The organism is Burkholderia latens (assembly GCF_001718795.1).
GTDB classification, from domain to species: Bacteria; Pseudomonadota; Gammaproteobacteria; order Burkholderiales; family Burkholderiaceae; genus Burkholderia; species Burkholderia latens_A.
Genome location: NZ_CP013438.1, coordinates 2191023 through 2203247, shown reverse-complemented (window position 1 = coordinate 2203247; position 12225 = coordinate 2191023). Strand labels below are relative to the sequence as shown.

The following is a 12225-nucleotide window of genomic DNA, read 5'->3' as shown; positions in this document are numbered from 1 at the left end:
CGCCGCGCGCGCCGGCGCCCGTGACGCGGGCGGCCGGTGCGCGCGGCATGTCTCACCCCGAATTCCGCCCCACATCATGAATACCGCCTACCGCAAACCCCTGCCCGGCACGTCGCTGGACTACTTCGACGCGCGCGCCGCGGTCGAAGCGATCGCACCCGGCGCGTACGACACGCTGCCGTACACGTCGCGCGTGCTCGCCGAAAATATCGTGCGGCGCTGCGATCCGGCGATCCTCGCCGATTCGCTGAAGCAGATCATCGAGCGCAAGCGCGAACGCGACTTCCCGTGGTTTCCGGCGCGCGTGGTGTGCCACGACATCCTCGGCCAGACGGCGCTCGTCGATCTCGCGGGCCTGCGCGACGCGATCGCCGAGCGCGGTGGCGACCCGGCGAAGGTCAACCCGGTCGTGCCCGTGCAGCTGATCGTCGATCACTCGCTCGCCGTCGAATGCGGCGGCTTCGATCCGGACGCGTTCGCGAAGAACCGCGCGATCGAAGATCGCCGCAACGAGGATCGTTTTCATTTCATCGAATGGACGAAGCAGTCGTTCGAGAACGTCGACGTGATCCCGCCGGGCAACGGCATCATGCACCAGATCAATCTGGAGAAGATGTCGCCGGTGATCCAGGCGCAGGACGGCGTCGCGTATCCGGATACCTGCGTCGGCACCGACAGTCACACGCCGCACGTCGATGCGCTCGGCGTGATCGCGATCGGCGTCGGCGGGCTCGAGGCGGAGAACGTGATGCTCGGGCGCGCGTCGTGGATGCGGCTGCCCGACATCGTCGGCGTCGAGCTGACCGGCAAGCGCCAGCCCGGCATCACCGCGACCGACATCGTGCTGGCGCTGACGGAGTTCCTGCGCAAGGAGAAGGTTGTCGGCGCGTATCTTGAATTCCGCGGCGAAGGGGCCGCGAGCCTGACGCTCGGCGACCGCGCGACGATTTCGAACATGGCGCCCGAGTATGGCGCGACGGCCGCGATGTTCTTCATCGACGGCCAGACGATCGACTACCTGCGTCTCACCGGCCGCAGCGACGAGCAGCTGAAGCTGGTCGAAGCGTATGCGAAGACGGCTGGCCTGTGGGCCGACACGCTGACGCACGCGCAGTACGAACGCACGCTGACGTTCGATCTGTCGAGCGTGGTGCGGAACATGGCGGGCCCGTCGAACCCGCACAAGCGGCTGCCGACGTCCGATCTCGCGGCACGCGGGATCGCCGGCCAGTGGGAGGAGAAGCCGGGCGAGATGCCCGATGGCGCGGTGATCATCGCCGCGATCACGAGCTGCACGAATACCAGCAACCCGCGCAACGTGATCGCGGCTGCATTGCTTGCGCGCAACGCGAACGCGAAGGGCCTCACGCGCAAGCCGTGGGTCAAGAGCTCGCTCGCGCCGGGCTCGAAGGCGGTCGAACTGTATCTGCGGGAAGCGAACCTGCTGCCGGAGCTGGAGAAGCTCGGCTTCGGCATCGTCGCGTTCGCGTGCACGACCTGCAACGGAATGTCGGGCGCGCTCGATCCGAAGATCCAGCAGGAGATCGTCGAGCGCGATCTGTACGCGACCGCCGTGCTGTCGGGCAACCGCAACTTCGACGGCCGCATCCATCCGTATGCGAAGCAGGCGTTCCTCGCGTCGCCGCCGCTCGTCGTCGCGTATGCGATCGCCGGCACGATCCGCTTCGACATCGAGAAGGACGTCCTCGGCCACGACCAGGACGGCACGCCCGTCACGCTGAAGGACATCTGGCCGACCGACGAGGAGATCGACGCGATCGTCGCGTCGAGCGTGAAGCCGGAACAGTTCCGCAAGGTCTACGAACCGATGTTCGCGCGCCCGGCCGGTGCGCTCGAGCGCGCGGCGCCGCTGTATGACTGGCGCCCGCAGAGCACGTACATCCGCCGTCCGCCGTACTGGGAAGGCGCGTTGGCCGGCGCGCGCACGCTGAAGGGCATGCGCCCGCTCGCGGTGCTCGGCGACAACATCACGACCGACCATCTGTCGCCGTCGAACGCGATTCTCGCGAGCAGCGCGGCCGGCGAGTACCTCGCGAAAATGGGGCTGCCTGAGGAAGACTTCAACTCGTACGCGACGCACCGGGGCGACCACCTGACCGCGCAGCGCGCGACCTTCGCGAACCCGACGCTCGTGAACGAGATGGCCGTCGTCGACGGCGCGGTGAAGAAGGGCTCGCTCGCTCGCGTCGAGCCGGACGGCAAGGTCATGCGGATGTGGGAAGCGATCGAGACGTACATGAATCGCAAGCAGCCGCTGATCGTGATCGCCGGCGCGGACTACGGTCAGGGCTCGTCGCGCGACTGGGCCGCGAAGGGCGTGCGGCTCGCGGGCGTCGAGGCGATCGTCGCCGAAGGGTTCGAGCGGATCCATCGGACGAACCTGATCGGTATGGGGGTGCTGCCGCTCGAGTTCAAGCCGGGCACGAACCGGACGACGCTCGGCATCGACGGTACCGAGACCTTCGACGTGATCGGCGAGCGTACGCCGCGCGCCGATCTCACGCTCGTGATTCATCGCAAGAACGGCGAACGCGTGGAAGTGCCGGTGACGTGCCGGCTCGATACGGCCGAGGAAGTGTCGATTTACGAAGCGGGCGGCGTGCTGCAGCGTTTCGCGCAGGACTTCCTCGAATCGTCGCAGGCGGCTTGACCCGGTCATACAGGGACAACACAAAACATGGCTCACATTCCTCAAATCAGGATTCCCGCGACGTACATGCGCGGCGGCACCAGCAAGGGCGTGTTTTTCCGGCTGCAGGATCTGCCGGATGCCGCGCAGACAGCGGGCGCCGCGCGCGACGCGCTGCTGCTGCGCGTGATCGGCAGCCCCGATCCGTACGGCAAGCAGATCGACGGGATGGGCGGCGCGACGTCGTCGACCAGCAAGACCGTGATCGTGTCGAAGAGCACGCGGCCCGGCCACGACGTCGATTACCTGTTCGGGCAGGTCGCGATCGACAAGGCGTTCGTCGACTGGACCGGCAATTGCGGGAACCTGTCGGCGGCAGTCGGCCCGTTCGCAATCGCCGGCGGTCTCGTCGACGCGTCGCGCGTGCCGCGCGACGGTATCGCGACCGTGCGGATCTGGCAGGCGAACATCGGCAAGACGATCATCGCGCATGTGCCGATCGTGAACGGCGCGGTGCAGGAGACGGGCGACTTCGAGCTCGACGGCGTCACGTTCCCGGCCGCCGAAGTGCAGCTCGAGTTCATGGACCCGGCCGCGGAAGAAGAAGGCGCGGGCGGCTCGATGTTTCCGACCGGCAATCTCGTCGACGATCTCGCGGTGCCCGGCATCGGCACGTTGAAGGCGACGATGATCAACGCGGGGATTCCGACCATCTTCGTCGAAGCCGAAGCGATCGGCTACACCGGCACGGAATTGCAGGATGCGATCAACGGCGATCCGAAGGCGCTCGAGAAATTCGAGACGATCCGCGCGCACGGTGCGCTGCGCATGGGGCTGATCGACACGCTCGACGAGATCGCGACGCGTCAGCACACGCCGAAGGTCGCGTTCGTCGCGAAGCCGGCCGACTATGTCGCGTCGAGCGGCAAGCGCGTGAACGCGGGCGACGTCGATTTGCTGGTGCGGGCGATGTCGATGGGCAAGCTCCACCACGCGATGATGGGCACGGCGGCGGTCGCGATCGGCACGGCCGCAGCGATCCCCGGCACGCTTGTCAACCTCGCGGCGGGCGGCGGCGAACGCAACGCGGTGCGCTTCGGCCATCCGTCGGGCACGCTGCGCGTCGGCGCGCAAGCGCGGTTCGAGAACGGCGAATGGACGGTGACGAAGGCGATCATGAGCCGCAGCGCGCGCGTGCTGATGGAAGGCTGGGTGCGGGTGCCGGGGGATGCGTTCTGACGCGCATCGGGCGCCCCCGCGACGCAGCGGCGGCGACCGGTAATCGATCCCTGCACGGCGAACCGCGCTGTGCAGGGATTTTTTGTTGATGCAGGCGGCGGGGCTGGCGCGCTAGCGCAGGCCGACTGTGAAGCATGGGGCCTACGTAAGCGCCAAAGCGCTAGCGTAGGCCGACCGCGAAGCATGGGCGTACGTAAGCGCCAAAGCGCTAGCGCAGGCCGACCGCGAAGGATGCGTCCTACGTAAGCGCCAAAGCGCTAACGTAGGCCGACCGCGAAGCATGGGGCCTACGTAAGCGCTAAAGCGCTAACGTAGGCCGACAGGAGAATCGTATGTCGCTTGGGGTTCCGCTCTCCGGCGTCCATATCGTCGAATTCGAAGGCCTCGGCCCCGGCCCGCTCGCCGCATGGATGCTGGCCGGAATGGGCGCCCGCATCACGCTGATCGCGCGACCGGCCGGCCGCACCAGCGCGCCCGCCGCGCTGCACGGACGCGACGGCGACCTGCTCCGCGAAGGCAAGACCGTCGTCGAACTCGATCTGAAAACCGCGGCCGGCCACGCCGCGGCGCTCGCGCTGATCGCGCAGGCCGACGCGCTGATCGAAGGCCTGCGGCCCGGCGTCATGGAGCGCCTCGGCCTCGGTCCCGACGATTGCGCACGCGCGAATCCGAAGCTCGTGTACGGACGGATGACCGGCTGGGGCCAGCACGGCCCGCTCGCATCGTCTGCCGGACACGACCTCAACTACGTGGCGCTGACAGGGCTGCTTTCGTTGTCCGCGCCGCGCGACGGACGACCCGGCGTGCCGCCGACCGTCGTCGGCGACGCGGGCGGCGCGCTCGGGCTTGCGTTCGGAATCGTCTGCGCGTTGTTCGACGTGCGCGGCGGCGGACCGGGGCGTGTGGTCGACGGCGCGATCGTCGACATCGTGTCGATGCTCGGCTCGCTCGCATTGTGGGCTCGCGCGAACGGGCAGCTCGACGGCGCGCAGCCCAGTCTCTTCCACGATGCGCCGTTCTACGACGTGTATCGCTGCGCCGACGGCGAATACGTGACGATCGGCGCGCTCGAGCCGCCGTTCTATGCACTGCTGATCGAGCGGCTCAGGTTGACCGACGTCGATCCGGCGTCGCAGTACGACCGCGCGCGCTGGCCGGCGCTGAAGGCGCGATTCGCCGAAGTGTTCGCGCAGCTGCCGTCCGCGCACTGGCGCGCGCTGCTCGAAGGGACGGACGCATGCTTCGCACCGGTGCTGAGCGTGGCCGAGGCGGTGACGCATCCGCACAATGCGGCGCGCGGGATCTATCGTACCGATGCGGCCGGCAACGTCCGGGCGCGCGTGGCGCCGCGATTTATGCCGTTGAAGGCGGATGGAACGGTATAGGCCCGTGTCGGCATGAAGCGACCGGGCCGGCCGGTGCGACATCGCGTTGCCTGTGGCCCGTCACGTGATCACCGGCGCGGCGGCCCGACACCACGTCAAGCCTTTTCCTCCGGCGCATCCGGCATCTTCCCGTCGCCGACACGATTGATCGTGCCTTGCGCGATCGCGACGAGCCGCTCGTGATCGCCGTCGATGACGAACACATGACACTGGCAGGTCGCCTGGTGCCGCCCCACGTACACGACCTTCGCGCGCGCGACCAGCGTGCCGTTCACGGCCGGCCGCAGATAGTTGATCTTGTATTCGGCGGTGATCACGCGCGGGCCGAGCACGAGCGCGCCGGCGAACGTCAGCGCGTTGTCGGCGAGATAGCCGATCACACCGCCGTGCACGAAGCCGTGCTGCTGCCGCAGTTCGTCCCGCACAGGCAGGCACAGCGACACCTCGTTGTCGCCGATATGCATCAGCTTCGTGCCCAGCAACATGCTGAACGGTTGCGCGCGCAATGCGCCGCGCGCGTGGTCCGTGATATCCGTCATCGAGTTGCCTCGCAATGCGTGTCCGCTTGCGCTGAACTCTAGGAAGGGGGCTGCGGATAAGCAAGGAAATTCATCCGCTTTTCGTGCAATTGCGGACGCGATGCGCGTCGATTATTGCGTCGAACAGCAGAGTTGCGTGCGTTTGACGGCGATTCGACCTGAATGACGGCGCGTCGGCACGGATACCTGCGCCCCTTTTCGCAGCCGTTGCCCGCGCACACCTAAAGTCCGACGAAGAAATGCCGCTAATGCCGGGGCATGCGTCATTGCTCCATCGTCGGCTCTCCAGGAAATCTCCCCATGTTCGGAAAAATCAAGCTCGCGTCGGGTCTGCTCGGCGTGTTGACCGTGTTTTGCCTGTTTCTGTTCGCGATCGAGGCGCTCGGCTTCTGGGCACTCGCGTCGACGCGCAGCGGCGTCGACGATCTGTCGAACGTCGCGATCGCGCAGGTCGACGCGGCGAGCCAGGCCACCGAGCGCCTGCTCGACGCGCGCGTGAACCTGTCGCGCGCCGGCACGCGCATGGTGCGCGGCGGCCCGAAGCCCGACGACATCATCCGCCACGCCAGCGCATCGCTCGCCGAAGCGGACAAGGCGTTCGCTTCGCTGACGGCCGCGCACGCCGTCGACGAAACCAACCGCGCGCGCGTCGCCGCGCTCACCGAGCGCTATCGCGCACTGCGCGGCGCGCTCGGCGAACTCGTGCAGTTCCTCGACGCCGGCAACATCCAGGCATTCCTCGACCAGCCGACGCAGGGTTTCCAGGACGCGTACATCGCCGAACTGCACCGTTTTGCCGACTACGGCGGCGCATCGAGCCGCGCCGCGCTCGACACGATCGACGGCGGGATCCAGTGGTTCAAGTGGGTCGGCATCGTGCTGCTGGTGGCGATGCTCGCGGCGAGCGCGGCCATTTACGCGGCCGCGCGGCGCGCGGTGGTCGCGCCGCTCGACGAAGCCGGCCGCCACTTCGAGCGGATCGCGCAAGGTCGGCTCGACGAAGCCGTGCGAGCAGGCGGCGTGTTCGAAATCGACCGGATGCTGCGCGGCCTCGCCGCGATGCAGGCGAGCATCGCCGACACCGTGCGAACCGTGCGTCAGGCGTCCGACGCGATCCACCTCGGTGCGGGCGAGATCGCCGGCGGCAACGCGGACCTGTCCGCGCGTACCGGCACGCAGGCCGCGTCGCTCGAGGAAACGGCCGCGAGCATGGAAGAGCTGACGGCGACCGTCCGCCAGAACACCGACAGCGCGCGCGCAGCCAGCGCGCTGGCCGACGCGGCGCTCGACGCGACGCGTCACGGCGGCGGCGTGGTGGACAGCGTGATCGACCGGATGCGCGGGATCGCGCAGAGCTCCGGGCGAATCGCCGAGATCATCTCGGTGATCGACGGTATCGCGTTCCAGACCAACATCCTCGCGCTGAACGCAGCGGTGGAAGCTGCGCGGGCCGGCGAGCAAGGCCGCGGCTTCGCGGTGGTTGCCGGCGAAGTGCGCTCGCTCGCGCAGCGCAGCGCGCAGTCGGCGAAGGAAATCAAGGCCCTGATCGAGGAATCGGTCGCGCAGATCGACGGCGGCTCGGAACTCGTCGAGCGCGCCGGCGATGCGATGCGGACCGTATCGGAATCGATCACGCGCGTCGTGCAGACGATGTCGGAGATCACGGCGGCGTCGGTCGAGCAGAGCGTCGGCATCGAGCAGGTGAACCAGGCCGTTACGCAGATGGATCAGCTGACACAGCAGAACGCGGCGCTGGTGGAGGAAGTCGCGGCGGCGGCCGCGTCGCTGAACGAGCAGACCGCGCACCTGATGCAGGCGGTGTCGGTGTTCGAACTGGGCGACGCACGCACGGCGCGCGATGCGCGCGATGCGCGTGCGTCGTCGTTTGCCGACGCCGGCGCGGGTTACGAGGCGGCGGGCAGCGCGGCGTAGGCGGTCGCGAGGTGGTAGGGCGTGGTCGACGGCATGTCCGCGCGCGACACCTGTCCATCCGCCGCCTTGCACTCGAACCAGCCGCGCGGATGCAGGAAGCGCGCGGCGAATCGCTCGATCTGCCGCGCAAGCGGTGCGGACGCCGGCGTGCCGCCGTGCGTCGCGAGCGCGCGCAGGTATTCAGTCTGCGCCCAGATCCGCTGCGTGGTGTCGATGCACGCGCCTTGCGCGTCGAGCGCCGCGCACACGGCGCCCGTCTGCGAATCGATGCCGTGCCGTTCCGCGAACGCGAATGCGCGCGCCAATGCGTGTGGCAGCCCGGTTTGCGCGAGCCGCGCGCCGGCCGCATCGACCAGGTAGAACCATTCGAACTGATGGCCCGGCTCGAAGCGGTTGCCGGCCGCGCCCAGCGGCAACTCGGCGACGCAACCGGTCGCGGGATCGACGAACGTGTGCTCGACGGCCTGCGCGGTGCGCGCGAGCGCATCGTCGAAGGCCGCGTCGCCGAACGCGTCGGCGGCGGCGAGCCACGCTTCGGTCAGGTGCATCAGCGGATTTTGCAGCGCGCCGCTGCCCGACGACGAGAAATCGGCGTGACGCGCGGCGTCGAGCAGCGCATCGCCCCGCTGCGGCGCGAAGCGGTCCTGGATCAGTACGGCGGTGTCCTCGGCGACTGTCCGGGCGGCGGCGTCGCCCGACGCGGCATGCCATGCGGCGCACGCGAACACGACGAACGCGTGCGTGTAGAGGTCTTTCGTCGTGTCGAGCGGCGCGCCATGCGCGTCGACGCTGTAGAACCACCCGCCGTGGACCGGATCGCGGAAGCGGCTGCACAGCGAATCGAACAGCGTGGCCGCGTGCGCGGTGTGGCCGGCCTGCGCGAACACGAATAGTTGGCGCGCGCACGCCATCGCGCGATAACGACTGACGGGCAGCGGTGCGTGAGTGGCCGGATCGACCGCCTCGAACGGTAGCCGCAGCGTGTGGTCGAACCCTGAACCTTGCCAGATCGGCAAGATGACGTGCGCAAAATGGTCGCGCAACTGGGCGGCCTGGGCGGAAGCGGAGTCGGAAACGGACATGGCGGAGTTGTACGGTTGAATCGGAACGTGTCGGCGCGGCCCGGACAATAGGCGCGGCCGGGCCAAGGATAAAACATTCCGCGGCGCCGGCACCAAAAAAGGAGATAAATCCGATGCTCAGCAATCTGGAACTCGTGATGCGGCTGGTTCTCGCGGCTGCGCTTGGCAGCGTCATCGGCTTCGAGCGCGAGCGTCTGTCGTGGGCGGCCGGCCTGCGTACGCACATGCTCGTGTGCGTCGGCTCGACGCTGATCATGATCGTGTCGGCCTTCGGTTTCGCGGACGTGCTCGGCCGCAGCGATCACGTCGTGCTCGATCCGTCGCGGATTGCGGCGCAGGTGGTGTCGGGCATCGGCTTCCTGGGCGCGGGCTCGATCCTGCTGCGCGGCGAGATCGTGCGCGGGCTGACGACGGCTGCGAGCCTGTGGTCGGTCGCCGCGATCGGCCTCGCGGTAGGCGGCGGTCTCTATGTCGCGTCGATTTCCGCGACGGTGATCATTCTCATCATCCTCGCCGGCATCAAGCCGCTCGAGCGACGCTACTTCACGGTGCGCCAGCGCCGACAGTTCACGCTGACCGTGGTCGGCGGCGCGCTGACGTTCGATTCGCTGCACGCGGCGCTCGGCCCGGACAGCGCACGCGTGAAGCAGTTCATCGTGCAGCGCGCCGACGACACGGGCGAGCACGACGAGGTGCGCATCGCACTCGCGCGCGTATCGGACCTCGAATATCGCGCGATCTGCGACAAGCTGCGCGCGCTGCCATGCGTGACGCGCTTCGACGAAGGCAACGGCGTGCCGGGCGACGAATAGACGGCATCCGACCGGCCGAATCGGCGATCTGTCATGCGACAATGGCCGGTCACCGATTCCGTTCGACATCCGGTTCCGCGTGCGCGGGCCTGTAATCCGACTCCATGACCGAATCCGTTTCCCTGCCTCGCCCGCGTTCCCGTTCCCGCCATTCACCGGCCCGCTCGCGTTTGCGCTCGGCGGCGGCCGCCGCGGATAACGCCGCCAATGCATCGGCGCGGCCTCGCAATGCGCCTGCAGGCGACGCGTCGCGGGATGAACGCACGCTCGATCTGTTCGGCGATCCGGTGTTCGAGCCCGCTGCACGGGCGGCGGCCGTTGCGCGCGACGATACGTTGGCGGACGCGCAGCCGGCCGCGGCCACGCCGGATACCGAGGACGCCGGCCGGCAGGCGTCGCTCGACGGATTCGGTACGCCCGGCGCAACCGCGATGCGCGATGGCGACGTTGCCGTGCCGACGGGATCGGAATCGGCGCCGGCGGCGGGACATGGCGCTGCGCGTGAAGCGGTTGTCGTGCGCACGTTCGATGCGGATGCAACGAAGGTGACCGACCTGCAGCAGCCCACCGGTGCCGGTGCGATGGGCGAGCCGGCGTCCGGCGATGCGCAAGCGAAGGCTGGCGGGATGCCGGAAACTGTCGGCGATGCCGAAACGGCTGCCGGGTTGGCGACGGCGAGTGCGATTGCGGTTGCCGGTGCAGCCCGTGACGCTCGGCCCGCGAAACCCGGTAGCGACGCGGAAGCGGGCGGTGCGCCGGCCAAACAGGATCAAGCAGCGCGCACGCCATGCGAGGCCAGCAAGGCACGCCGCGCGGCGTCGGGCGGCAAGCGGCGCGTGGCGCACGGTGCTCGCGAAGCGGCGGCAAGCGGTGGCACGGCGCGAGTCGACGCGGTCGCCGCGAACGCCGAGCCGGCTTCGGTCTCGGCTTCAGCGACGACCGACTACGCTGCGCAATCCACTGAACGCGAGGCCTCGGTTGAGCCGGCTGCGCGGGTCGATCTCACCGCCGCCGCGATTACGACCACCGCAGGCCACCCCACGCACACCGCCGCGCCGACGCCGCCGACCGCGCAGCCGGTGACGTCCGCGGCGTCGTTCGTGACGAAGCCGTCGTCCGATCGCGCGCAACCGGCGGGGCCCGGTTCGGCGGCACTCGATCCCGACACCGATCTGCGTCCGCTGGCCGATCGGCTCGCGACGCTGCAGACGGACACGGCCGGCATCAAGCAGGCGGCCGATCGCGAGATGCGTCGCGTCAATCGGTTGCTGCTGGCGCTGGCGGTCGTCGTGTTCGCGGGGCTCGTCGCGCTGGTGCTGCAGACCCGGCAAATCGCGCAGCTGAAACAGGAACTGGATAGTCGGCAACTGCGAATCGATCGATTGGCAGCCGATCTGTCGACGCAGCAGGCGACCCTGATGACGCTTGCCGAACACCACGAGGCGCTGCTGTCGCAGGTCGACCGGCTTCAGCGCAATGCGAATCGCGAGGCGGCGGTTGCGAAGCGCGCGCGCCGCGCTCGCTAAACGATCCGGCCCTATCTCGCAGGCCCGTCAGGGAAGGGCGGACGGGTTGCGGCATCGTGAGATGCGCGGCGCCGGTGCGGCAAACTGATGCGGTGTGCTGGCAGACTTTAGGGAAAACCCTTAGAATGGAACCCATCTAAGGGAAAACCCTAGCGCCCTCTGTCAGGAGTCTCAGATGAGCTTCATTTTCGCCCTGCTGCAAAAGATCGACGACCTGTTCGTCTCCCCGCATCTCCCGCTCGATACGGACTATTCGTACGCCGCGCGTCACGCCGAGGTCGAGCGTATGCGCCGTGCAAACCTCGTGCCGATCGTCCTGTATCGTCGCTGATTCGCTGATTCGCTGATTCGCTGATTCGGCGCGGCGCGTGCCGCACCTGCCTGCCGTTTTCCGCCGCCGCATCGCGCGCCGGTGCGACCGTCCCGCTACACTGGAAGTCCGACTTCCCTCGACACCCGGGCCATGCTGCAGATGCGGCCGATGACGGCCAGCGAATTCCATGCATATCGCACGCGCGCCATCGACGGCTACGCGCGCGATCTCGTGTCATCCGGGCAGAACGCGATAGACGATGCGGCCGTTCGCGCCCGCGCATGCTTCGATACGCTGCTGCCCGACGGCCTGCTCAGCGCCGGCCAGACGCTCGTCGAACTGATCGACACCGCCACCGGCGATACGGTCGGTGACCTCTGGTACGCGATCGTGGCCGAAGGGCCGAACCGCACGCTGTTCATCTACGACCTCGACATCGCCCCGTCCCGGCGCCGCCAGGGCTGGGCCACCCGTGCGCTCGATGCGCTCGAGGCCGACGCGCGCCGTCGTGGCGTCACGGAGATCGGGCTGTCGGTGTTCAATCACAACACGGCTGCGCGCGCGCTCTATCGTGCGTGCGGGTTCGTCCCGATCACGACGACGCTGATCAAGCCCGTCGTTCACGGCTAGCGGCCAGGATCGGCGCTTCGGCAGCTTCGCGTCGGCAGATCCGATACCGACATGCGAACCGCCCATTGCGGATCATGACCGGTGTGGCGCTACCGATTTCCATCCTGCCCGTTCGGG

The 12225-nt window shown here is 68.4% G+C and carries 10 protein-coding genes; 8 read left to right on the top strand and 2 right to left on the bottom strand.

Annotated features, from left to right (window positions below; translation table 11 throughout):
- Nucleotides 1-76 precede the first annotated feature (76 nt).
- The 3 genes from acnD (at nt 77) to WK25_RS29020 (ending at nt 5274) form a co-directional block, all read left to right on the top strand.
- Nucleotides 77-2671 (top strand): Fe/S-dependent 2-methylisocitrate dehydratase AcnD, encoded by a 2595-nt coding sequence (acnD, locus tag WK25_RS29030; protein WP_069243411.1) that lies wholly within the window; start codon nt 77-79, stop codon nt 2669-2671.
- A 27-nt stretch (nt 2672-2698) separates the two neighbouring features.
- Entirely contained in the window at nt 2699-3889 is a 1191-nt protein-coding gene (gene prpF, locus WK25_RS29025; protein WP_069243410.1) for a 2-methylaconitate cis-trans isomerase PrpF, read from the top strand.
- A gap of 332 nt (nt 3890-4221) precedes the next feature.
- The gene (locus WK25_RS29020; protein WP_069243409.1) at nt 4222-5274 is read left to right on the top strand and encodes a CaiB/BaiF CoA transferase family protein; all 1053 of its coding nucleotides are present in this window, start codon (nt 4222-4224) and stop codon (nt 5272-5274) included.
- Between the two features lie 95 nt (nt 5275-5369).
- Here WK25_RS29020 and WK25_RS29015 read toward each other — a convergent pair whose 3' ends face one another.
- Nucleotides 5370-5813 (bottom strand): PaaI family thioesterase, encoded by a 444-nt coding sequence (locus WK25_RS29015; protein WP_040138842.1) that lies wholly within the window; start codon nt 5811-5813, stop codon nt 5370-5372.
- A 300-nt stretch (nt 5814-6113) separates the two neighbouring features.
- On the opposite strand from WK25_RS29015, the gene WK25_RS29010 reads away from it, so the two are divergent.
- On the top strand, nt 6114-7745 hold the full coding sequence (locus WK25_RS29010; RefSeq protein WP_040138841.1) for a methyl-accepting chemotaxis protein: 1632 nt from the start codon (nt 6114-6116) through the stop codon (nt 7743-7745).
- Here the strand turns inward: WK25_RS29010 and WK25_RS29005 are convergent.
- The gene (locus tag WK25_RS29005; RefSeq protein ID WP_069243408.1) at nt 7718-8827 is read right to left on the bottom strand and encodes an AGE family epimerase/isomerase; all 1110 of its coding nucleotides are present in this window, start codon (nt 8825-8827) and stop codon (nt 7718-7720) included. The two genes, WK25_RS29010 and WK25_RS29005, sit on opposite strands and share 28 nt — an antisense overlap.
- Before the next feature lie 113 nt (nt 8828-8940).
- Here WK25_RS29005 and WK25_RS29000 point away from each other — a divergent pair, with 113 nt between their 5' ends.
- The 4 genes from WK25_RS29000 to WK25_RS28990 all read left to right on the top strand — a co-directional run bounded on the left by WK25_RS29000 (nt 8941) and on the right by WK25_RS28990 (nt 12108).
- A complete protein-coding gene (locus WK25_RS29000; RefSeq protein WP_040138839.1) occupies nt 8941-9639 on the top strand; it encodes an MgtC/SapB family protein in 699 nt (232 codons plus the stop codon).
- Between the two features lie 287 nt (nt 9640-9926).
- A complete protein-coding gene (locus WK25_RS28995; protein WP_319000764.1) occupies nt 9927-11165 on the top strand; it encodes a flagellar hook-length control protein FliK in 1239 nt (412 codons plus the stop codon).
- Nucleotides 11166-11340: 175 nt separating this feature from the next.
- Nucleotides 11341-11496 (top strand): hypothetical protein, encoded by a 156-nt coding sequence (locus tag WK25_RS31905; RefSeq protein WP_167432683.1) that lies wholly within the window; start codon nt 11341-11343, stop codon nt 11494-11496.
- Nucleotides 11497-11628: 132 nt separating this feature from the next.
- Complete coding sequence (locus WK25_RS28990) at nt 11629-12108, top strand: GNAT family N-acetyltransferase (RefSeq protein WP_040138837.1); 480 nt, start codon at nt 11629-11631, stop codon at nt 12106-12108.
- Nucleotides 12109-12225: the final 117 nt, after the last annotated feature.

Bases quoted from the DNA above. Each gene is read 5' to 3' on its own strand.
- acnD (WP_069243411.1), top strand. From the start codon at position 77: ATGAATACCGCCTACCGCAAACCCCTGCCCGGCACGTCGCTGGACTAC.
- WK25_RS29000 (WP_040138839.1), top strand. From the start codon at position 8,941: ATGCTCAGCAATCTGGAACTCGTGATGCGGCTGGTTCTCGCGGCTGCG.
- WK25_RS29020 (WP_069243409.1), top strand. From the start codon at position 4,222: ATGTCGCTTGGGGTTCCGCTCTCCGGCGTCCATATCGTCGAATTCGAA.
- WK25_RS29015 (WP_040138842.1), bottom strand. From the start codon at position 5,813: ATGACGGATATCACGGACCACGCGCGCGGCGCATTGCGCGCGCAACCG.
- WK25_RS29005 (WP_069243408.1), bottom strand. From the start codon at position 8,827: ATGTCCGTTTCCGACTCCGCTTCCGCCCAGGCCGCCCAGTTGCGCGAC.
- WK25_RS31905 (WP_167432683.1), top strand. From the start codon at position 11,341: ATGAGCTTCATTTTCGCCCTGCTGCAAAAGATCGACGACCTGTTCGTC.
- WK25_RS29010 (WP_040138841.1), top strand. From the start codon at position 6,114: ATGTTCGGAAAAATCAAGCTCGCGTCGGGTCTGCTCGGCGTGTTGACC.
- prpF (WP_069243410.1), top strand. From the start codon at position 2,699: ATGGCTCACATTCCTCAAATCAGGATTCCCGCGACGTACATGCGCGGC.
- WK25_RS28990 (WP_040138837.1), top strand. From the start codon at position 11,629: ATGCTGCAGATGCGGCCGATGACGGCCAGCGAATTCCATGCATATCGC.